General features: G+C 32.7%; 16 protein-coding genes. 8 read left to right on the top strand and 8 right to left on the bottom strand.

What is annotated here, in order from left to right; all coding sequences use genetic code 11:
- The first annotated feature begins 26 nt into the window (after positions 1-26).
- Complete coding sequence (locus B0A58_RS11940) at positions 27-458, top strand: hypothetical protein (protein ID WP_089081247.1); 432 nt, start codon at positions 27-29, stop codon at positions 456-458.
- Positions 459-680: 222 nt separating this feature from the next.
- Complete coding sequence (locus B0A58_RS11945; RefSeq protein ID WP_165766336.1) at positions 681-3,557, top strand: T9SS type B sorting domain-containing protein; 2,877 nt, start codon at positions 681-683, stop codon at positions 3,555-3,557.
- A gap of 129 nt (positions 3,558-3,686) precedes the next feature.
- Here the strand turns inward: B0A58_RS11945 and B0A58_RS11950 are convergent, their stop codons facing one another.
- The gene (locus B0A58_RS11950) at positions 3,687-5,084 is read right to left on the bottom strand and encodes a DUF4403 family protein (protein ID WP_014083058.1); all 1,398 of its coding nucleotides are present in this window, start codon (positions 5,082-5,084) and stop codon (positions 3,687-3,689) included.
- Between the two features lie 252 nt (positions 5,085-5,336).
- On the opposite strand from B0A58_RS11950, the gene B0A58_RS11955 reads away from it, so the two are divergent.
- From B0A58_RS11955 to tsaB, 3 genes are all read left to right on the top strand, one after another.
- The gene (locus tag B0A58_RS11955; RefSeq protein WP_089081249.1) at positions 5,337-6,788 is read left to right on the top strand and encodes a TolC family protein; all 1,452 of its coding nucleotides are present in this window, start codon (positions 5,337-5,339) and stop codon (positions 6,786-6,788) included.
- 31 nt (positions 6,789-6,819) lie between these two features.
- On the top strand, positions 6,820-8,100 hold the full coding sequence (locus B0A58_RS11960) for an efflux RND transporter periplasmic adaptor subunit (protein WP_089081250.1): 1,281 nt from the start codon (positions 6,820-6,822) through the stop codon (positions 8,098-8,100).
- Between the two features lie 236 nt (positions 8,101-8,336).
- A complete protein-coding gene (gene tsaB / locus B0A58_RS11965; protein WP_089081251.1) occupies positions 8,337-9,005 on the top strand; it encodes a tRNA (adenosine(37)-N6)-threonylcarbamoyltransferase complex dimerization subunit type 1 TsaB in 669 nt (222 codons plus the stop codon).
- Between the two features lie 375 nt (positions 9,006-9,380).
- Here tsaB and B0A58_RS11970 read toward each other — a convergent pair whose 3' ends face one another.
- The 4 genes from B0A58_RS11970 to pth form a co-directional block, all read right to left on the bottom strand.
- The gene (locus tag B0A58_RS11970; protein ID WP_089081252.1) at positions 9,381-11,129 is read right to left on the bottom strand and encodes a peptide MFS transporter; all 1,749 of its coding nucleotides are present in this window, start codon (positions 11,127-11,129) and stop codon (positions 9,381-9,383) included.
- 3 nt (positions 11,130-11,132) lie between these two features.
- The gene (locus B0A58_RS11975; RefSeq protein ID WP_014083062.1) at positions 11,133-12,677 is read right to left on the bottom strand and encodes a peptide MFS transporter; all 1,545 of its coding nucleotides are present in this window, start codon (positions 12,675-12,677) and stop codon (positions 11,133-11,135) included.
- Between the two features lie 3 nt (positions 12,678-12,680).
- Entirely contained in the window at positions 12,681-14,852 is a 2,172-nt protein-coding gene (locus B0A58_RS11980; RefSeq protein ID WP_089081253.1) for a S9 family peptidase, read from the bottom strand.
- 113 nt (positions 14,853-14,965) lie between these two features.
- Positions 14,966-15,532 (bottom strand): aminoacyl-tRNA hydrolase, encoded by a 567-nt coding sequence (gene pth, locus B0A58_RS11985; protein ID WP_089081259.1) that lies wholly within the window; start codon positions 15,530-15,532, stop codon positions 14,966-14,968.
- A 429-nt stretch (positions 15,533-15,961) separates the two neighbouring features.
- Between pth and B0A58_RS11990 the strand changes: the two genes are divergently transcribed.
- The 3 genes from B0A58_RS11990 to B0A58_RS12000 all read left to right on the top strand — a co-directional run bounded on the left by B0A58_RS11990 (position 15,962) and on the right by B0A58_RS12000 (position 19,804).
- The gene (locus B0A58_RS11990; protein WP_089081254.1) at positions 15,962-16,684 is read left to right on the top strand and encodes a LytR/AlgR family response regulator transcription factor; all 723 of its coding nucleotides are present in this window, start codon (positions 15,962-15,964) and stop codon (positions 16,682-16,684) included.
- A 2-nt stretch (positions 16,685-16,686) separates the two neighbouring features.
- Entirely contained in the window at positions 16,687-19,512 is a 2,826-nt protein-coding gene (locus B0A58_RS11995) for a sensor histidine kinase (protein ID WP_133063134.1), read from the top strand.
- A gap of 73 nt (positions 19,513-19,585) precedes the next feature.
- Complete coding sequence (locus B0A58_RS12000; RefSeq protein WP_133063135.1) at positions 19,586-19,804, top strand: hypothetical protein; 219 nt, start codon at positions 19,586-19,588, stop codon at positions 19,802-19,804.
- 258 nt (positions 19,805-20,062) lie between these two features.
- Here B0A58_RS12000 and B0A58_RS12005 read toward each other — a convergent pair whose 3' ends face one another.
- The 3 genes from B0A58_RS12005 to B0A58_RS12015 form a co-directional block, all read right to left on the bottom strand.
- Positions 20,063-20,389, bottom strand: a complete 327-nt coding sequence (locus B0A58_RS12005; protein ID WP_089081257.1) for a hypothetical protein — start codon at positions 20,387-20,389, stop codon at positions 20,063-20,065.
- Between the two features lie 238 nt (positions 20,390-20,627).
- Positions 20,628-21,773, bottom strand: coding sequence for a site-specific DNA-methyltransferase (locus B0A58_RS12010; RefSeq protein WP_089081260.1), 1,146 nt, complete (start codon positions 21,771-21,773; stop codon positions 20,628-20,630).
- 4 nt (positions 21,774-21,777) lie between these two features.
- The gene (locus B0A58_RS12015; protein WP_089081258.1) at positions 21,778-22,560 is read right to left on the bottom strand and encodes a restriction endonuclease; all 783 of its coding nucleotides are present in this window, start codon (positions 22,558-22,560) and stop codon (positions 21,778-21,780) included.
- Positions 22,561-22,895: the final 335 nt, after the last annotated feature.

The following is a 22,895-nucleotide window of genomic DNA, read 5'->3' on the forward strand; positions in this document are numbered from 1 at the left end:
GAAAAATTTTAAATTAAATAAAAAAAATGAAAAAACTTATTTTATTATTAGTATTAGCAACGGCATTTTTGTCGTGTAGTAAAAGTGATGACAACAAAGAGTTGCCAGTTACTTACGGTAATATTTCGGGTGTTTGGTATTTGAGTCAATACATCAAAATGGATGGAACTGTAGTAAATCACGTTCATAAATGTGCTACTTTGAAAGACAATATGAATTTTGTTGTAAATATTCTCAATATAGATGTTAAAAAGTATTATGCAAATTGTGTTAGTGTTGATGATTCTGACAGCTCTTTCAATTTTTATTTAGAAAATAATATAATCAAAAATGGAAATAGTTTTATTGATAATTGTACGATTGTATCGCTAACAAAGGATAAAATGGTACTCAATTATAGTGAACCACATATTATGATCAATCAATATTATAAAACAATGATTGTTACAAGAAATTAATGATTTAATGTTTTTTAAATGTAAAAAATCTGTTTTTAGAACAAATTTATTTTATTTGAGCTATTTTGAGAATTTGCAATCATTTAATAAATTGAGTTGTTGTTTCTCAATGTATTGTTTTTAAGAATAACAACGTAGTCTGTTTTAGATTTGTAAAAAGTATATGTTAATATGAACGATAATCGGTTTATTTGTAATTTTAAAAAAAAGTTATGCTTATGGATGTGCGCTATAAGTATCCTAACGGTTTCGGCACAGAAAGAAGCAAATATTTGGTATTTTGGAGATCATGCTGGATTAGATTTTACCACAGGAATACCTGTTCCGCTTATAGATGGAGCATTAAGTACAGAAGAAGGTTGTGCTTCAATTTCAAATTATAGTGGGCAGCTACTATTTTATACTGATGGGATAACGGTATATAATAGAAACCATCAAGTAATGTTAAATGGTATGGACTTGTATGGGCATAGTTCTAGTACACAATCGGCTACAATTATACCCAAACCAGGTTCTACTAACTTATATTATGTATTTACGCTAGATGAACAGCTGGGAAATAAAGGGCTTAGATATTCTATCATAGACATGAATTTAGATGGAGGATTAGGAGGTGTAACGGGTTTCAAAAATGTATTAGTATATCAACCTAGTTGTGAAAAAATGGGGGTTATAAAGCACAATAATAATATTGATTATTGGATTATAACACATGGTTTAGGGAACGACAGGTTTTATGCACATTCATTAACTGCTTTAGGTCTTAATTCTAATCCTGTAATATCTACTGTTGGTGATGTTGTCGAAGAAAATATAGAAAATGGCAACACACAAACCCAAGGATTTATGAAAGTTTCAGCGTCGGGTAATAAACTAGCTTATGTAAATTTAGGATTAAAAAAACTTCAATTGTTTGATTTTAATAATGCCAATGGACAAGTTACCAATCCAATAGACCTTTTGAGTGGATTTATCCAAATGTATGGTGTTGAGTTTTCTCCAGATAGTAATGTCTTATACCATTCAAATATCGAAACAGGAAAATTATACCAATTTGATTTGACTTCAAGTAATATTGCAAATTCTGCGGTAGTTATGGATTACGGATCAGCTCATGCTGGGGCACTACAAATGGGACCTGACAAAAAAATATATTTAGCTGATTACTTGTCAAATAAATTGAGTGTAATAAATAATCCTAACGTAGTTGGTTTAGGTTGTAATTTTCAATTTGATGTTGTAGATTTAGGGGCTGGAGTGTGTCGCTTGGGACTTCCGTCATTTCCTGCATCTTTTTTCAACTCTGCATTTACGGTTCAAAATTTGTGTCTAGGAGATACAACACAATTTATTTTGAACACTCCTCAAGTTGCTAATAGTGTTTTGTGGGATTTTGGAGACAATACAACTTCTACATCACTATCACCAACACATCAATATACGGCAGAGGGAAATTATACAGTAACTGTAACAATTACTACAAATAACGGTATTGAAACACCAGCAACAAAAAATATTACAATTGCTCCCATTCCAACGGTTTCAAACCCTATTTCAAATCAAGTAGTCTGTAACAACTTGGGAACTCTCTATGATTTGTCAATACATAATGCTTCGCTTCTAGGAAATCAAAATCCATCTATTTTTAAAGTTGCATATTTTGCATCAATATCGGATTTAATAAATCACTCAAATGTTTTACCTAATAATTATTTGTTAAACACAAATTCAAATACTGTTTATGCTAAAATTTATCATTATAGTAATAAAAAATGTTATAGTCAAACTAGTTTTACAATAACTTTAGTTCAGCAAGCCGTTGCACACTCTTGTAATGATTTAAAACTGTGTGATTCAAACAATGACGGTTATGAGATTTTTTCGTTATCAAGTCAAAACAATACTGTTTTGGGCAATCAATCGGCATCAAATTATTCGGTTTCTTATTATTTAACACAAGCCGATGCTAATGCAAATAATAATGCATTGCCAACTAACTATCAAAATACTAGCAATCCACAAACCATTTTTGCACGAGTTTTTAATACTAATTATTCAACTTGTTATCAAACTACTAGTTTTAATCTTCAGGTATTTCAACAGCCTGTTGCACAACAGCCACAAGATTTATTCCTTTGCGACGACTCCTCGCATGACGGGAAGGAATTTTTTAATTTAGTAGATCAAACTTCAATAATTCTAGGTAATCAATCCAATTCTGGTTTTAATATAACCTATCATACAAGTTTAGCAAATGCACAATCTGGTTATAATGCATTACCTAGTTATTTTCAAAATTCGATTCAATGGCAACAAGATATTTATGTACGTATGACTAATGCTGCCTTTAATGAATGTGTAGATTCGACTAAAAAATTTAAAATCAATGTATTACCCAAACCCGATTTAAATCTTTCGAGTTCATATACTATGTGTGAAGGTGTAAATATAAGTATTGATGTTTTATCAAATTTCGATTCTTATTCTTGGTCAAAAGGTACAACAGTTATAAGTACTTTGCCAAGCGTCATCATTAGTTCAGAGGGTAATTATAGTTTGACAGTAACCAAAAATTATAACAACATAATGTGTCAGGACACTCAATCATTTGTTGTTTATCAATCCAGTAAAGCAAAAATTAGTTCTATAAATATTCAAGACTGGACTGATTCTGATAATACTATTGAGGTTGTGGCTTTTGGAAACGGAGATTATTTGTATTCTATAGACAATATTCATTTTCAGACAAGTCCTATTTTTACGGGACTTCAATCTGGTACGTATACGGTTTATGTTTATGATACACATCAATGTGGTACCACAGTTAAAGAAATTTTTTTATTGAGTTACCCAAAATTTTTCAGTCCCAATGGTGATGGCGTAAATGATTTTTGGAAAATAAAATTTTCAGAAACAGAACCCCACTTCAATATCAAAATATTTGATAGATATGGTAATTTGATAATAGAGTCAAATCAGTTTTCTGGATGGAACGGACAAACCGAAAAACATCTTCAAGCAGCTTCAGATGATTACTGGTTTGTCATTACACGAGAAAATGGGAAACAATTTAAAGGACATTTTAGTTTACTGAGGTAACTTTTAGCAATTCAATCTTTTTTCAAATCTTCAAAACAAGAAGTAAATAAAAAATATTCCCTGTATAAAATGCAACCTTTGTCAAAGCATCAACCCTGACAAAGATTTGTATTTTGGTATAATTCAAAATTATTTTAAACCATCAACAGCTACATTTACATTGCCATTTACTTTCACAAATGCCACAATGGCTTTGTTGGTTAGTTGGATTTTTTGAAAAGTAATATCGTCTATTTTTCCGTTTACAAAAACGCCTGGCATGGGGCTATAATTGGTAAGGTATTGTTTCATGCTCTTTTTGGCCTCGTCCAAATTTGGTGCAATGGAATACCGACACATTTGCTGGATTTTTTTCAAAATAACACCTTGTGCCAGCCAATTTGCGGTTCGGAGCAAAGAACTTTTAGTATCTAGGGCATAATCCATTTGATCAAAAAAGATTTCTTTGGTTTGATCGTTATATTGTGGAAATCCTGTCAAATATACCGTGCCATTTACACTTCCAAGAAGGTCTAATGCAATTACAATTTTGCCTTGTTTGTGCCATAAGGCCACGTTTTGAACGGTAACTTTTTTACTTCCCGAACCAAATTCTTGCCCAGCAAAATTCTTTTTGATAATGTTTGTGGCGTCAGAATAGGTAGATACTGCCACAATATTGGCCGCAATGGCATTTGGTATATCGCTAACAGATTTTAAAACAGTTTTGTCTTTGTAAAAACGTTTCTCGGGCATGTTGCCAATTAAGGTTTCCATATTGCATTTCAACCCCATTTGTAAATTCAATTGGTCTTTCTGAATTTTGGCATCGGTGGCATACAATTCTGTAGGCACAATTCTCAACCAACTCTGATAGGCCGCACTCATTTCAAATGGCGTGGCAATTTTGTCCAAAGCTTCCATTACATTTGGCTTAAAATCCATTGATTTTTCTATACTTTCATCAATTTTTTGTTCAATTTTCGATTTGAATAATTTCAATGCCGGATTGATCAAATAGGTGATGGGCATGTTTTTGCCAAAAACCATAACCGTAGGACTCTCTTTCCAATCTAATGATTTGAACTCTGTTTTGGTATTCAATTTCCAGTTTACCAAATGGGTTTCGCTCAATAGTGTGATAACACCGTTGAGGTTGAATTCTTTTGTATCTCGTAAATCAACCCCCATTTTATTTACCCCATAACGGTATTTGGCAATAATTTTTAAGGGCAAAACGGTTTTTATACGCCCATTTTCGTTGCTGATTTGAATGGGTGCTTGCTTCCAAACTTTCAATTCTATATCGTCGTCTTCCAAATTGCTGTCGTCAAATATCAAACCATTAAGTGTAGCATTGGTTTTATTTTCAATATCTTTCAATTTTATCGAAATGGGCATGTTGAGGTAAGAATCTACTTTTTCATATACCAACGGCGCTGCATCGTCTGGCTCGGGTTTCATAGACTCGATTTTGCTTGTAGTAGAACAAGCACTTGTAAGCCATAATAGCGATAATATAATAAATCCTAAATAAAATTTTGTCATAATGAATAGTGGGCTAATGTTGTTAAAAATTTGTTTTTTGAAATAATGAAATAATTTGTAACAAAAATAATACTTTCACGTCAAATTCAAATATCAAATCACAACAAATCATGTATTTTTTGATTAATTTTGCGTTTTATTAGTATCAAATGGCTTTTGTCATGATTTTAAATATAAACGAGAGCATGTTTTACCGCTATAAACGCATACTTTTGTATTCAAATTTTATAAAAAAAATGACCTATTAAACAGATGAAAAAGATTTTTTTAACCCCATTGCTCGTAGTGTTTGGATTGTTTTCAGGATTCGAAACAACCGCTCAAAGCCAAAATCAAAAATGGACTTTAGAGGCCTGTGTGCAATATGCTTTGGCACACAATATTTCGATCAAACAATCTGATTTAGATAGTCAATCGGCGGCGGTTGAAAAAAAAGCAGCATTAGGAAATTTTTTACCCACGGTAAATGTTAGTGGCACTCATTCCTGGAACGTAGGTTTGAATCAGAACATTACAACGGGCATTTTAGAAAATCAAACCACACAAAACACCTCCGTAGGACTCAATTCGGGCATTACGATTTATAATGGAATGCAAAACCAAAATCGATTACGACGGGCCAATTTGTCGGTATTGGCAGCACAATTTCAATCGCTGAAAATGAAAGACGATGTGGCTTTGAATGTAGCCAATGCCTATTTGCAAATTTTGTTTAACAAAGAAAATTTGAAAGTTCAAAAAGAGCAATTGGCCAATAATCAAAAACAATTGCAACGTTCGACTGCTCTGGTAGCGGCAGGCTCTGTGCCACAAGGCGATTTGTTAGACATCAAAGCAACGGTGGCTTCAAACGAACAAAACGTGGTTTTGGCCGAAAACAACCTATTGATTTCAAAATTGAGTTTAGCTCAATTGTTGCAACTCGATGATTTTCAGAATTTTGACACAGCAGACGATATTCCAACAAGCCTTACGGAAAGCGAAATATTGATACAAGACCCCAAAAATATTGTTCAAAAAGCAAAAGAGAATAGGGTAGAACCCAAAATTGCCACAACCAATTTTGAAATAGCACAAAAAGATTTGCTGATTGCAAAAGGAGCATTACAACCAAGGGTGTCTGGGTTTTACAGTTTTACTACCCGTGCAGGCTATTCGGACCGAGTTGTTGGTGTGGTACCCAATTTGGCCAACCCAACAACCCCAATAGGTTATGTAGAAGGGACCAATCAAGCGGTATTGCAACCCAATTTTTTGCCGGTTACAGGAAAGGCAGCCCCTATTTTAACTCAATTTGACGATTATAAAGGACATTCGGTGGCATTGCAATTATCGATTCCTGTATTTAATGGATTTAGTGCCAAAAACAATATTACAAGAGCCAAAATAGCTTTGGAACGTACTAAAATAGCACAAGAGCAAACGGCTATCGACTTGGAACGCAACGTTTATACGGCTTATACAAATGCAAAAGGAGCTTTGAATGCCAACAAAGCTGCTCAAACGACTCTTTTGGCAAGACAAGAAGCTTATAATTATGCTCAAGAAAAATATGCCGTTGGAATGATGAATGCTTTTGATTTTAATCAATCGCAAACAGTATTGGCCAATGCACAGTCTGAAGTATTGAGAACCAAATATGATTATATTTTTAAATTAAAAATTATTGAATTGTATTTTGGAATACCAATTATTAAAAATTAATAAAAAAACAACATAAAATTAGCCCAATATCATGTCAAAAAAAAGAATTTATACGCTGTTAGGAATCATTGTAGCGATCATTATTTTGTTAATAATTCTTAAAAAAACCAAAGTCATTGGCAATAATGATGCCGATGCACTTGCCATCGAAACCGTAAAAGTCAATCAAACCACCATCGTAGAAACGGTGTCGGCAACAGGCAAAGTACAGCCCGAAGTACAAGTAAAAATTTCATCAATGGTGTCAGGCGAAATAATAGATTTGCCAGTAAAGGAAGGACAAATTGTAAAAAAAGGTGATTTATTAGTAAAAATAAATCCAGATTTATACACTTCGGGTCTCAACCGAACTGTGGCAGGATTGTCTGGTACAAAAGCCAGTTTAGGTCAGGCCGATGCCCAATTTAACGAAGCCAAAACCAGTTACGAACGCAATAAAACCTTGTTTGAAAAAGGAATAATTTCCAAATCGGATTGGGATAAAGCTACTGCTTCTTTTGAAGTAGCCAAAGCCGCCAAACAAGCCGCATATTATAACGTTCAAAGTGCTACGGCAACCGTAAAAGAAGCCAAAGACAACTTGGGAAGAACCATTATTTATTCGCCTGCCGATGGTACAATTTCGTCGTTGAATGTAGAATTGGGCGAACGAGTTTTAGGGACACAACAAATGGCAGGAACCGAAATTATGAGAGTAGCCAACCTCAATAATATGGAAGTTGAAGTAGATGTCAATGAAAATGATATTGTAAAAATCAATATTGGCGATGAGGCAAAAGTACAAGTAGATGCCTTTTTGAAAAAAGAGTTCAAAGGTACCGTTACCAGCATTTCTAATGCTGCCAACGCCACCACATCGGCCGATCAGGTAACCAATTTTAAGGTAAAAGTACGTATTTTAAAAGAATCTTATGCCGATTTAATGGAAGGCAAACCAGCCAGTTATTCTCCTTTTAGACCAGGAATGACTGCAACCGTGGACATTATTACTAAAAGAAAAACCAATGTAATTGGAGTGCCTATTAGTGCCGTAGTTGTAAAAAACGACACTACACCAATCAAAAAAATAGATGTGCCAGACGACAATGCCATGCCAAAAGCCAAATCTGACAAAAAAATAGAATGTGTTTTTGTAAAAGTGGGCAACAAAGCCAAAATTAGAATTGTAAAAACAGGGATTCAAGATGATGCCAATATAGAAATCATACAAGGACTTCATAAAGGCGACGAGGTGATTACAGGGCCTTACACTACCGTGTCAAAAGATTTGCAATCAGGAGATAAAGTAAGCTTGACTTTGGACAAAAAATAGTAACTCAATTCTAATAAATAGGGTATTTGCGTTAGGGATAACAGTGGAAATCCTTTTTTGCCCCTCTTTTTGGGGCAAAAAAGATTATTTCACAATATTATATTTCTTTTGGAGTTTAATGAACGTTGTTTGTAACCGATAGCCGACCCTTGGGGAACGCCCAAAGACTATTTATGGCAAGTTTTTTATTTTGTATGTGGGTAAAAATAGTTTAAATCAATCAATCAATCAATACATTGGGTTATATATTAAGTTTAGAAACGGCTACTAAAAACTGCTCGGTAGCCCTTTCTAAAAACGGCGAAACATTATTTTATAAGGAATTGGCAACATTAGGTTATTCACATGCCGAACAATTGCACGTATTTATAGAAGCCTTATTGCATGAGGCACACATCACATTTTCTGATTTGGTAGCCGTAGCAGTAGGGCAGGGGCCGGGCTCTTATACGGGCTTACGTATAGGGGTGTCGGCTGCAAAAGGATTGTGCTATGCCTTGAATATTCCGCTCATAGCCCTCGACACTTTACAAGTTTTGGCTAAACAAGTTGCTGTTTCAAATGGGTTGATTGTACCCGTGATAGATGCCCGAAGAATGGAAGTTTTTAGTGCTGTTTTTGATTGTAACCACCAGTTAATCAGGTCGGTACAAGCCGAAATTATCACGGAACATTCTTTTGAGCAATACAGCCAAACCCTTTATTTTGTTGGCGATTGTTTAGCAAAATGTCAAACGGTATTAAACCACAATCGATTGGTTTTTTTAGACCAATACCAATACCCATCGGCAAAAGACATGGCATATTTGGCTTATGAAAAATTTCAAAAAGCAGCATTTGAAGACGTAGCTTATTTTGAACCTTTTTATTTAAAAGATTTTATGATGACAACCTCAAAAAAATAAAGAAAATTAAAGTTTATATTTCAATTATAGCTTTGAAATAGCCAATTTATTGGATTTTTTATGCCAAAAAGAATCAAAAAAAATAGTTGCTAGCTCATTTTTTGTAGTTTTTTTAAATTTTTTCTAAAAAATAATTGTATATTTTTAGGCTATTTTATATATATGGTATTATATATATTTGGTGTAATATTTTAGCTAATAAAAATACAAGATAACAAGTTGCGACCAAACCCACCTACATGCTGTTGTTTTATACAAAATAGACCAAAAAACCGTTGATTTTTTTGAAATATTCAGTTAAATTTTGATAATTTTTACTTAATATATTTATAAAAACAACTAGTCTTTTGGTCTATTTTTATTTAAATAACTACACTATCTGATATTGTGCATTAATTTTTTTATGATTGGTGTCATTACAAATGACAAAGCAGCCACAGCAAGTGAAACAATAGCCAACATCCAAAAGAAATAGCTTAATCCTTTTTCATCTGCTATTTTATCAATGTTTTCGCCAAATTTTGCAGCACCTTTCATACCAATTGCAACTGCTAAATACCATATTCCAAACATCATGGCTATCATTCTGGCAGGGACTAATTTACTTACGTAAGAAAGTCCCACGGGCGAAATACACAACTCGGCCATGGTAACAAAAAGATACACTAAAATCAGGTAAATCATGCTTACAGAAGCCGTTTTGGCTCCAGGAGCAATGCCATTTGCACCAATAGCCACTACCATCATCCCAATAGCTAGAAAAACCATTCCTAAAGCATATTTCATATTTGCCGAAGGATTGTATTTACTTTCCCACCATTTTGAAAATAAAGGAGCTAATGCTATAATATATAATGAATTTAGAGAAGAAAACCACGAGGCGGGTACTTCTAAAGATTCGTCTGTAAATTGATTTTTCAACATCCAAATAGCTATCCCCCAGATGATTACAAAACTAGAAGCCAAAACTAAATTGGCCACCGCATATTTTGCAAATGTTTGTTTGAATAGTAATAATAAAACCCATGTAATGATGCCTAACGGCACTACAACAATTCCGGCATTAACAATTTTGAAAATCGTTCCTGCACTTCCATCGAGTACTCTATTGGTATAATCTTTTGCAAAAATGGTTAATGTTCCTGGTGATTGTTCAAAAATAGCCCAAAAGAAAATGGTTAAAAAGGCAAAAAATGAAACGGCAATCATTTTTTCTTTAGTAATTTGAGCGTAATTCATTAATCTATAAACCAATAGAAATAGGAATAAACCAATGGCTACTAATATAGTTAAATTATTTCCTGTTAATCCAAATAACTCAAAATTGAAAATGTCGATGTTGCCATTAGAAATAATTTTGGCGGGTTCAAAAACAATCCAAAGCAGTCCCAAAACGGTCATTAGTCCAATAAGAGCCAATTGCCAAACGGGAAAAGGATTTAATTTGTCGTTATTCTCGTCTGTAAGTGCTACTTCTTTTTTTACGGGTTTTAAACCGATATCTCCAAATATATTTTGAGACAGCCAAAATTGAATTAAACCAAACAGCATAAATATTCCGGCTAAACCAAAGCCCCAATTCCAGCCGACTTGCTCTCCTAGGTAGCCACATAAAACGATACCGAAAAAGGCTCCAGAGTTTACACCCATATAAAAAATGGTATATGCACCATCTTTCTTTTCTGGTCTGTCTTTGTACATTTCAGACACAATTGAAGTCATATTGGGTTTAAAAAAACCATTTCCAAATACTAACAAAATGAGCCCTGTATAGATAAAAAAAGGCGATTCTAATGCCATAGAGCCGTGACCTAATGTCATCAATAAAGCACCAATTACTACTGCCCAGCGGTAGCCAATTACTTTATCGGCAAAATAGCCCCCCATCATGGTAGATAGGTAAACAAGCCCAACATAGGACCCAAAAAGTGCCATAGCTTGTTCACGAGTCCAATCCCAGCCGCCATTGATAGCCGTTGCTGTAAAAAACATTACAAGTAGGGCTCTCATTCCATAAAATGAAAATCGTTCCCACATTTCGGTAAAAAATAAAACAAATAAGCCGCTAGGATGACCGAGTACGGTACTTTTAAAAAATTGATCGGTAGAATTTTCTGTATTCATAGTTTAGTTATTTAGTTCTTTGTCCACACCGTGCATTAATTTTTTTATTAATGGCGATACTATAAGTAAAATAGCTCCAAAACCCAATCCTGTATAAAACAAGTATTCAAAAAGTTTCAAGTAGCTTTGCTTTGCAAGATTCAAATCGGGTGCTGTTCCGTTAGTAGTGTCGATAGAAGCAATATTGGCTAATACAGAGGCGATAAATTCGGAACTTGCTGTTGCCAAAAACCAAACCCCCATCATAAAACCAACTATTTTTACTGGCGATAGTTTTGTAACTGCAGACAAGCCAACGGGAGACAAGCTTAATTCTCCGCAAGTATGTAAAAAATAAGTTAAAATTAACCAAAAAGCGGCAACTTTTCCAGTTTCAGACACGTTTATACCCAATACCAACGAGCCAAAACCTAGCCCTACAAGTATTAGAGCTAAGGCAAATTTTACAGCAGTATTTGGATTGTAGGCCCCTAATTTTACCCATAACCATGCAAAAGCAGGCGCTAATAAAATAATAAAAAGGGCATTAAAACTTAAAAACTGACCTGCAGTTAGTTGAAACCCAAACACGTTTCGGTCGATAATTCTGTCGGCAAATAAATTTAAAGACGTATAAGCTTGTTCAAACAAAGCCCAAAAAACAATGGTGAAAACAATAAGAATGGTTAAGGCTATCAATTGGTCTCTTTCTTTTCCTGAAAGTTGGGTTGCTGTAAAATAGACAATGTATAAAAATGAAATACCTCCAGCTATTTTCAAAATCCATGAAACGGCATTGTGGTTTTGTACCATTTGCCAAAAAAAGAAAGCCGACAATGCACTTACCATATAAATCAACCATTCGTTTTTGAATCCAAATGATTTTTTTTCCAAAAACGCTGGTACTTTTGATTCGCCTTTTCCTTCCAAAAATCGTTTGCCAGAAATAAAAGTAAGCAATCCAAAAAACATTCCTACACCCGCAGCGCCAAAGCCATAACTCCAACCAAAATTTTCGCCTAGCCAAGCACAAATAATAGTTGCCAAAAACGACCCTAAATTGATACCCATGTAGAAAATAGTAAATCCAGAATCTCTTCTTTTGTCGCCTACTTTATACATTTCGCCTACTAAAGATGAAATATTTGCTTTAAGAAAACCAACACCAACAATAATTAAGGACAATGAAAAATAAAACACTTGCAAGGCTTGATTGTCTCTAACAATTTCGCCCGTCATGGATCGTGTGGCGGCATTGCCTTCGTAGGCCATGCCTAAATGCCCCAAAACCAACATGATACCACCAAAAATAATGGCTTTTCTAAAACCTAAATATTTATCGGCAATAAAGCCGCCGATAACAGGCACGGCATAGACTAAAGCAGCATAACTACCAATTAAGGAATTTCCTGAATCATCTGAAAACAAATGGTATTTTGTTAAATAAAAAATAAGAAGGGCTTTCATTCCATAAAATGAAAATCGTTCCCACATTTCGGTAAAAAATAAAATGAACAACCCTTTTGGATGTCCAAAAAGGGTTTGTTCTGAAGTTTTTATTGCTGTCATTTGTTATAATTTTTCTTTAATAAAGTTAGTCATTTTATTATACAATTGAATTCTTGTTTTGCCTCCATAAATGCCATGGTTTTTATCTGGATAAATTTGAGAATCAAATTGTTTATTGGCTTGAATCAAGGCTTCCATCATTTGCATACTGTTTTGAACATGCACATTGTCATCGCCCGAACCGTGGATTAATAAAAAGCTGCCTTTTAATTTATTTACATGGTTGATAGGCGAATTATCATCATAGCCGTTGGCATTTTCTTGTGGGGTTTGCATGTATCTTTCGGTATAAATGCTGTCGTAAAAACGCCAATTGGTTACGGGAGCCACCGCAATGGCCATTTTGAAAACATCTGCTCCTTTCAAAATACAATTACTGGCCATAAATCCGCCAAAACTCCAACCCCAAATGCCTATTCGAGTTTTATCAACATAAGCATAATTTCCAATAGTTTTGGCTGCTTCTATTTGGTCTTCTACTTCAAATTTTCCTAACTCTTTTTGAGTACATTTCTTAAAAGCGGCTCCTTTAAATCCTGTTCCACGACCATCCACACAGGCTACAATATAGCCCTCTTGTGCCAACATCATAAACCAATAATCGTCTGTGCCGTTCCAATCATTGTTTACTTGTTGAGAGCCTGGCCCTGAATATTGATACATAAAAACAGGGTATTTTTTGGTTGGGTCAAAATCTTTTGGTTTGATCATCCAAGCGTTTAATTCTTGTCCTTTTTCTGTTTTTAATACAAAAAATTCTTTGCTTGGCAAATGGTATGGTTTTAATTTGTCAGACAATACTTGGTTTTGCTCCACAACCTGAATTACTTTGCCCGTTTTAGCCTCGTTCAAAGTATAGGTGGTTGGTTGGGTAGCACTCGAATACGTTTGTATAAAGTAGTCATAATTAGGGCTAAATGTGGCACTACTTGTACCCGTTTGTAACGAAAGACGTTGTTTGTTTTTGCCATCGAGACTTATTTTATACACGTCTCTATTAATAGAACCATTTTCTACGGATTGATAAAAAACGGTTTTGGTTTTTTCGTCAAAGCCATAGTAGTTGGTTACTTCCCAATTTCCTTTGGTAATTTGATTTTTTAATTTTCCAGTTTTATCATAAAGATAGATATGATTGAAACCGTCTTTTTCTGATGTCCAAATAAAGCTATTGTCTTTCAAAAAAGTTAAGTTATCTGTTACATCTACATAGGCAGCATCTTTTTCGTTCAATACGATTTTGGATTTTCCAGAATTGACATCAACAAAAAGTAAATCTAAATTGTTTTGATGCCTATTCAATACCTGAACCGATACAAATGCAGCCTCGTTTGTCCATTTGAGTCGGGCAATATAAAAATCATTATAGCCAGACAAATCAATGTTTTGTACAGCATTGTTGTTTAAATGGTATAAATGCAACGATACTTTTGAGTTTTTTTCGCCCGCTTTTGGATATTTAAAAGTTTCTATTTTTGGGTACAAATCTTTTCCAAATAGGTTCATCGAAAATTCGGGCACTTGAGTTTCGTCAAATTTTATAAAAGCCAAGTGTTGGCTGTCTGTACTCCAATCAAAAGCCCTAACATAAGCAAACTCTTCTTCATAAACCCAGTCGGTAATACCATTAATGACACGATTTTTTAGTCCATCGGTAGTTATTTGGGTTGTTTTTTTGGTGTTTACATCATATATATAAAGGTTGTTTTGTTTGGCAAAAGCTATTTTGCTGCCATCTGGCGAAAATGTAGGTTCTTGTACTTGTTCTAAAATTTTAGATAATTCGCGGGTTTCGGGTACATAAAGAAAATAATCTGCCGTAAACGAATGTCTGTAAATGGGATTGGTATTATTGGCAATCAACATTTTTTTCTCATCGTTGCTAAACAAAAAGCTGTCAATGCCGTCCGTCAATAGTGGATGGTTTTTGGTGTCGATAATTGTTTTTATTTTGTTGAGCGTAGCAAAATCATAAACGTCTATTTGCATCGTTCTATTATTATAATCCGTATTGAGTACGGTATATTGGTTTGCATTTTTCATCGATTGCAATTCGTCCATACCTTTTGCCCTAAAGGTGCCTGTATAAATAGCTTCAACCGACATTTTTTGTTGTGCCCAGCCTGAAAAACAAAGGGTTAGCAACAATAATTGGATTTTATATAAATGTTTCATTCTTAATTGTATTTTAATAAATATTCAAAAATCAAAATAATTGGCTAATTTATAAAAAATTATTATAAAAAATATCAATAACACAAAAACAAGTGTATTTTTTTTGTTTAAAATTATTTTCCATTAAAAGCCGTCATGGTATTGCCTATACCTGCCGTGCCAAAAGACTTTATTATTGATGCTCCAAGTGCCAATCTTTCAGGAAGGAGTTCTTGTTCTTTTGGATCCCAATTGCCTAATACATAATCTATTTGTTTGCCTTTTTTGAAAGCATCACTAATGCCAAATCGAAACCGAGCATAGTCGTTTGTGTTCAATATTAAGTTGATGTTTTTTAAACCATTGTGTCCGCCATCGCTCCCTTTTGGTCTTATTCGAATAGAACCAAATGACAAATTCAAATCGTCTGTTATGACCAAAATGTTTTGTAAAGGAATTTTTTCTTTGTCCATCCAATAATGGACTGCTTTGCCACTCAAATTCATATAGGTATTGGGCTTGAGTAAAATAAAAATTTTACCTTTATGTTTTAATTCACAAACAGCCCCCAGTTTTACATTTTCAAATGTCAATCCTTCCTCTTTTGCTAAAAAATCAACAATTTTAAACCCAATGTTATGACGGGTGTTTACATATTCTGGACCAATGTTGCCAAGACCAACTATAAGAAATTTTTTCATATACGATGTTTTTTCTTTTTTTTTAATAAAAGAAAATAATGTTTTAAAAAGGGTCATAAAAACAGTTTTTTCGCTTTGATAAAAAATAATTTGTTTTTTTGGAGCGAGTTTACAAATATAAATAATTTTATTAATTTACCAAAATACATCAAAATGATATAAGAAGCCTCAACTTAAAAGAAATTATTATAAAGTCTTATTTACTTTATTTGTAGGTAAAATAACCAACTAAATATAACCCCTCACACATTTGGACAATATTAAAATTACTTTTAATATCTATTGTTTTGGGAATTAAATAGGTATAAAAGTAAAAAACAACACGTTTTGTATATCAAAAATGTATTTTATTTGAATAATTTATCAAAAAATAATCTGCTATTCAATAATTATTTTTAATTTTACTTTCATTTTTAAACGAAAATTCCCATGCAAATGAAGACCATCATCATAGACGACGAGTTGCTGAATATCAAAAATATAGTATTTTATATGGATAGTTATTTTCCGTGGATTCAAATTGTTGGGACATTTACAAACATTCATGCCGCTAGCGAATTGATTTTGAAACAGCATGTGGATTTGGTTTTTTTAGACATTCAAATGCCCACAGGAAATGGCTTCGACTTGTTGGACTTGTTCCCAGAGCGGGCTTTTGACGTTATTTTTATTACCGCTTTTGAAGAATTTGCCTTAAAAGCCATCAAAGCGGGTGCCGTTGATTACGTATTGAAGCCCATTGTATTAGATGATTTGACTGTTGCTATGGAACGAATACATAAAAAATATTTGACACAACAGCAAGTAAATGCTGTTATGGAACCCAAATCAGAAAAAATATTATTGCAAAATTCAGATACCAAACGATTTGTTTGTAAAGAAGACATCATTTACATTCAAGGGATAGATAATATATGTAAGATATTCTTTGAAAATAATACCAAAATGATTTTATCTAAAACCCTAAAACATTTTGAAACCTTGTTAGGACAAGATTTTTATAGAATTCATAAATCGTTTTTGGTGAATTTAACAAGTTGTAATAGCATACAAACTACCGAAAAATATCAGGTAGTATTGAAAAATAATGTCAAATTGCCTGTTTCCAGACGTAGCGTCAAAGAGCTGAAAAACAGACTAATAGGAATGTAAGTTTGAAAAAAATAGTATTGATTTGTTTAATGATGTCGTTTCAATTGTTTGGACAAAGTCGTTTTTTTAAGTATGCTTATACTACAGACGACGGATTGCCAAGCAATACCATTTATGATATTAAAGAATCGCCAAATGGCATCATAACTTTAGGAACAGACAACGGAATTTCGTTTTTTGATGGCCTGCATTTTCAAAATCTCAATACCAGCGACGGATTGAACAAACCCTATGTAATTGGTTTGCAATACAATAAAAAAGGCGAATTGTTAATTGGTAATTATAACGGTAAATGTCAAATATTCAAAAACAATCGTTTTTATACCACCCCAATTGATGCCTTAACTGTTGATGAAGTTTTCTTTTTGAAAAATAACGAAATTTGTATAAAAACCTATATATCTAATTTTAATAGCAAGACTAAAAGCAGTGAAATCAATATCATTTTTTCTTTTTATAAAAACAACAAACTTGATAAATCTATTTTTTATTTGAACAACCCAGAATACAACAAACCCTTAGTATTCAATTATTTGTATGAAACGAAGTCGTTTTTTGAGGCTCAAAACGAGCTGCCTTTTTCGTGGGCTATACCCGCAAACGAAGGTAAAATATATGTCATAAAAAAAAGAAAAAACGATTGGGTTTTTGTGGCAAACCAACACTTATTTATTGTTGATAGCAATGGACATTTATTAGAAAAAGTAGCTTTGCCCTATCCGTTGCTCAATGAAGTAAACCGTTTTGGTGTTGAAATAGACAACGAAAATAACATTTGGCTCCTGCTTCAAAAAAAAGGTTTGTTTAGATACAGTAACCAAAAGTGGGATGCCATACATCCGCTTATAGGTTTGAATAGCAACCAAAATATCAACAAAATTTTTAAAGATTCTAAAGGCCGCATGTGGATAGCTACCAATGAAAATGGCTTGATATGTGTGCCAAACACCGCTGTTTTTCAGTATTTTACTTCAAATAAATTGGATTTTTTTAAATCTTTTTTTGTGCTAGATCAAGCTTTATATGTTTCAAATCGATACCAGTTTTTACAAATCAACAAAACAAATCTTAGCCCAATTGCAATTCCTCAATCATCAGATTTTTCATTAGGATACTTCAAAGGAACACCTGTTTTTTTTGCTTTCAATGCCAATTATCATTGCAAAAAAGTATATAAGAATGTGATGGCTTTCTATTTTAAAAAATATTGCAGTCTCAAAAACAACCAATATTTGTATTACACTTCTAATGAATTGTTTTTGTCCGACGACCATTTTGGTAATGAAAACTACATTTTAAACCCCAATAATTTTAGGTATTATAATGTTGTCAATCATCATGATACCATATATTATAATGTGGGTAATCAATTGTTTATAGGCGAAATTGAAAAACCTAATTTAATCAAAAAAAAGATTTTATTTGATTCCAAAGGTTTTATTTCAGACATGGTTTTTAAGGGCGATACGCTTCTAATAGCCGAAGACAAAAAACTACATTTTTGGTTTAAAGACAAAATAATCAAAACCATTTCGACAGTAAATGATGCTTCGTTTGAAATTATAAACAAAATAATGATACAACAAAACGACATTTGGCTTGCTACTAAAAATGGTTTGTTTAAACTAAATGCCAATCATTCATTTGTTTTTAACAAATATAATTATTTGCCCAATAATGATGTTACCGATATTCATTTTTATAAAAACAATTTATTTGTTGCCACTTCAAACGGCTTGGCCAAAATCCCTTTTTCGGTATTTTCAACTCTGCAAGAACCACTACATTTTACGGTAAAAAATTATAAAACCAATCAATTGCATGTATTGAAAGGAAATACTATTTTTTTGAATACAGACGACGATTATATGAAAATTTTGTTTCAAATTACCAATTATTTATCGCCCAAAAATCAAATCATTCAGTATAAATTAGACCAGTCCAATTGGATTAACATTCCTACAAATTATTTGGAATTGTTAAAGTTACCCTATGGCACCTCCAAAGTTTTGATTAGAATCAAGGACGTCAACTCCAGTTGGAACACCCAACAAATTGTTATTGAAAAGGCTTATCCCTTTTATCTCAAATGGTGGTTTGGGCTAGGGGGTATAATGTTGTTTTTGAGTATCATTTATGCCGTTTTTAGAATAGAATTGCATCGCCAAAAAACCAAGCAAGATTATGAAAACGAGGTCAATTTGAAAATGGCAGAGTTAAAACAAAGTGCCTTGTCGGCCATGATGAATCCCCATTTTGTATTTAATAGTTTAAATGCCATTCAATATTATGTAAATACCAATCAAACAAAACAAAGCAGCGATTATTTAGGCAAATTGTCCAAATTGATTAGGTTGTTTTTACTACATGCTTCAGAAACATTCATCACTTTAGACGAAGAGATAAAACGATTGCAGTTGTATATGGAATTAGAGCAACTCCGTTTTAGCGGATTTGCTTTTTATATAAAACTAGCGGTACAAAACCCGCCACAAGAGATATTAATCCCCAACATGATCATTCAACCCTTTTTGGAAAACGCCGTTTTGCACGGTATTTCGCACATTGATGATGGTTCTGGTCAAATAAATTTGAATATTTTTCAAAATCAAAACCAATTAACAATAGAAATTGTGGACAATGGGTATGGACTCATAGAAAAACCAACTCACAAAAGCCACGTTTCAAAAGGCATGTCGATTATTGCAGAAAGAATTGGTGTTTTGCAACAGCGGTTTCCCAACAAAATTTACAGCATTAACAAGCAACCCGCTTTTGAAAACGAGCAACGTTGTGGATTAAAAATAACCATTCAACTGACCATTTAGCCCAAAAAAGCATTTGGCAAATGGCATTTTTGTTCCATTTGATAATGCTTAATTTACCGTTCCCTCAATATATTTGCAAAATCTGACAATTGTGCCTCAAGGTCAAACCTACAAAGCCTATAACGGTACGCTAGCCATTAAAAGAACCTCAAGCAATACAGAAGAATTTACGTATTATTTTTCGGGCAGATGCTACCTCATACAAGCCCATGCAACGCAAATCACTAATTTTTCGCCTAGCCAATTGGTAAGTGTATCGTTTGCCAGAACGTGTTTTATAACGGTGCAATGAATAACTAATTTTTTATAAATTAGTAAATGAATCAAAAATTTTGAAATTTTTTGTGAATTGAAAGTCCTACAAGGTCTGAAAAATGACCTTGCAGGAAAGATTCGTTGTTTTTTTTAAAAAAGATTTGAAATTTTTTGTGAATTGAAAGTCCTACAAGGTCTGGAAAAAGACTTTGCGGGACAGATGGATTGTTTTTTTAATACCAAATATATTTTATATGTATATTTGGTATTATATCCATTTTTTTTGCAAAAAAACCTATTTTTTCAATAGCGATAATAACAGCTCCATTTTTACTTTCAAGGCTTCGTTTTCGGCTTCAAGCTCGGCTATGCGTTGGTTTTTCTCAAAAAACGGATCGGTCGTTGTGGTATATTCCAAGGGCAATTGCAGTGCCATGTCCATAAAAAAATTGTGCTTCGTGTGGGTCGAAATTTCTAATAAAGTACGGGTTTGAATACTATCTCGCTTTTGATAATGCAACAACGAATTATAACTAATCCCCAACAATTTAGCCAAATAAGCACGGTAAGTTCTGTTTTTTTCAAAATAAGCAGTCAGTAATTTTCCAGTATGTATAGTCATGGGCGTTTTTTTTGTAAAAATATATAAAAAGTAAGTAGCCGTTTTATTGCTCGGCTATCCGCTACTACAAAAGGTTAGCAACTAAGCGATGTTTTTTTTTTATTCTTATCCTGCTTTTTTTTTAGAATTATTCTAGGTTTAAATTTCAATTAAGCTTCAAAGTTAATAAAAATCTCTAAACTTTAATTAAGAACCGAACCCGTTTTTTTGCAAATACCTTATTGTGTGTTTGTACAATTCAGTATTCTATTGGTCTTAATGATTCTTTTTCAGTTAGTATTCTATAATCTGTTTTTTCAATAAAAAGGTCTTCAGTAATTGTATTCAATTTGTTTTGAATTGCTTTTATTGCTTCATCTGATTGGTCAATTCCAATCCATTTTCTGCCATTTTTTTGTGCAGATTTTAGTGTTGTTCCAGAACCTGCAAAACAATCAAGAACAACACTATTTTCATTTGATGATGTTTTAATAATTATGTCAAGTAAATCTTCATTTTTTTCAGTTGGGTAAACAGGATATTGTGGGTCTTTAAATTCCCAAATATCTTGCATTCTTTTACCTTCTTGTTCATCAAAATAAATTTTTCTTCTTGGATTGCCGTTATTGCTCCATTCTATTAAACCTTCGTTGTCTAATTGCTCTAATACCGAAACTTCACTTCTCCAATGCCTTCCTTGTGGCGGAAATATCCCCTTAAAAGCCTGAGATGTTTTACCATTTGTTTCTCCTGGTGCGTGAAGTGGAATTGTGGTATAACGTCTTCCGTTTGCATCTTGTTTTGGGAAAAGTTTAAGTTTATCTTCTTCAGTATATGGTGTTTTGGGTTCGTTCCAAATTAAATTATCTGATTTTGAATAGAAAAGAATTAAATCTTTCATATTACCATAACCTTTTCTACTAAAGTTTTTCGGATTACATTTAACTCTTGTTATGTCATTTCTGAAATTTTGAATTCCAAAAACTTCATCCATAATAATTTTTACATAATGCCCTATTTTATAATCAATATGTAAATAAATCGAACCTTGTTCGGATAATAACATTTTTAAAAGCACCAAACGTTCTCTTATAAATTCTATAAAATCTGCACCTTGCAAAGTATCTTTATATGCTACTGTTCCATTTGAACTATTGCTAATTGTACTTGCTCGTCCGTCTGTTATTGTAAAAATATTATTTGTCGCAAATGGTGGGTCAATATATATTAAATCAATTTTTCCTTTTAAATTGTGGTTCAAAATCAATTGCTTTAAAGCAATCAGATTGTTTGATTGTATTAATAAATTGAAATTAGAACTATCGTTTAATTGTGTTAATTCAATATTTGGAATATTGTCAAATATTTCTTTTTCAGTTTTTTTATTTGGATAATTTAGATTCATAAATTTAGATTTGATATAAAAATTCACGTAAAACCAAACTACTCATAATATTTAAGTTGCGATGTTTTGTAATAATATCCGTGTAATATTTACTTTTATTTTTTAACCAAGGAATTCCATCAACAATTCCAATACTTATCGCATCGTTATAATTTGCAGTTAATGTTGAAATTATATCAACATACGATTTATCTTGATTACCACCAATATCCGTTATAAATTTTGCTTCTCCAAGAACATACTTTCCGTTAAATCGTCCAATAAAATCTAAACCCTTTTCTTTGTTATATCCAAAATTTACTTTTGCAAAATTCAATAAAACAGCATCATTTCCTGCAAGAATTGCATTATCATCATTGCTAATAAATGTTTCTAAATTTACAGGCAATATCCCTAATGATTTACTTTGCAACCAACGATAAAACATTGGTCCCATTTGAGTATTTGTTTCTTTAGGTTCAGTACACTTTTCATAAAGCCTACTTAATCCCATTTGATAGATACTTCCAGCTAATCTATTTACAGTTTGTGGATTTCTATATAAACTTGTAGGGTCTTTTCTTAAAAACGAAACATAACTATTTTTGAGAGGAAACTTTTTTAACTTTAAAAGATGACCTATCAATTCAAAATTATCTTGGTTTTCAAAAGCAATTTCGATTTCTTTCCATCTATTTTGATTAATATCTCTTATTCCTTCTGGAATAGTTGGATAAACCTGAAACAAGTCATCTAAATATGACCTTTGGTTTGCGTATTCTATGCTTAATTCTGTAAAATAGTTCATTTGACAAATTTATATAAAAAAAGATTATTTTGAAAAGTTTTTTTTCTATTTACGGTTTTTCTACTTGACTCACAACTTAATAAATACTCAAAAGTTATTGCGTTTGCTGCTTTTGTATATTCAGTGCAATATTATACAAAATAAAAATACATTGCAATTAAAAAAAACACAGTACAGATTTTGTAATAAAATAAACATATATATATAATCTGTTTACAAAAAGGGAATCAGCTACTTGTTATTGTATATACATAGTTCTTGTTTTGATCGCTAAAAGAAGTCGATATAAGGCTTGCACACATTTTACTACGTTCATTTTTCTTTGGTATCAATGC

The sequence above is a fragment of the Flavobacterium branchiophilum NBRC 15030 = ATCC 35035 genome (assembly GCF_002217205.1).
Classification (GTDB): domain Bacteria; phylum Bacteroidota; class Bacteroidia; order Flavobacteriales; family Flavobacteriaceae; genus Flavobacterium; species Flavobacterium branchiophilum.

What these genes read in the sequence shown, in the direction of transcription:
- B0A58_RS11960 (WP_089081250.1), top strand. Translation starts at nt 6,820, where the DNA reads ATGTCAAAAAAAAGAATTTATACGCTGTTAGGAATCATTGTAGCGATC.
- B0A58_RS11990 (WP_089081254.1), top strand. Translation starts at nt 15,962, where the DNA reads ATGCAAATGAAGACCATCATCATAGACGACGAGTTGCTGAATATCAAA.
- B0A58_RS12015 (WP_089081258.1), bottom strand. Translation starts at nt 22,560, where the DNA reads ATGAACTATTTTACAGAATTAAGCATAGAATACGCAAACCAAAGGTCA.
- B0A58_RS12005 (WP_089081257.1), bottom strand. Translation starts at nt 20,389, where the DNA reads ATGACTATACATACTGGAAAATTACTGACTGCTTATTTTGAAAAAAAC.
- pth (WP_089081259.1), bottom strand. Translation starts at nt 15,532, where the DNA reads ATGAAAAAATTTCTTATAGTTGGTCTTGGCAACATTGGTCCAGAATAT.
- B0A58_RS11975 (WP_014083062.1), bottom strand. Translation starts at nt 12,677, where the DNA reads ATGACAGCAATAAAAACTTCAGAACAAACCCTTTTTGGACATCCAAAA.
- B0A58_RS11945 (WP_165766336.1), top strand. Translation starts at nt 681, where the DNA reads ATGTGCGCTATAAGTATCCTAACGGTTTCGGCACAGAAAGAAGCAAAT.
- B0A58_RS12010 (WP_089081260.1), bottom strand. Translation starts at nt 21,773, where the DNA reads ATGAATCTAAATTATCCAAATAAAAAAACTGAAAAAGAAATATTTGAC.
- B0A58_RS11980 (WP_089081253.1), bottom strand. Translation starts at nt 14,852, where the DNA reads ATGAAACATTTATATAAAATCCAATTATTGTTGCTAACCCTTTGTTTT.
- B0A58_RS11950 (WP_014083058.1), bottom strand. Translation starts at nt 5,084, where the DNA reads ATGACAAAATTTTATTTAGGATTTATTATATTATCGCTATTATGGCTT.
- B0A58_RS11940 (WP_089081247.1), top strand. Translation starts at nt 27, where the DNA reads ATGAAAAAACTTATTTTATTATTAGTATTAGCAACGGCATTTTTGTCG.
- B0A58_RS11955 (WP_089081249.1), top strand. Translation starts at nt 5,337, where the DNA reads ATGAAAAAGATTTTTTTAACCCCATTGCTCGTAGTGTTTGGATTGTTT.
- B0A58_RS11970 (WP_089081252.1), bottom strand. Translation starts at nt 11,129, where the DNA reads ATGAATACAGAAAATTCTACCGATCAATTTTTTAAAAGTACCGTACTC.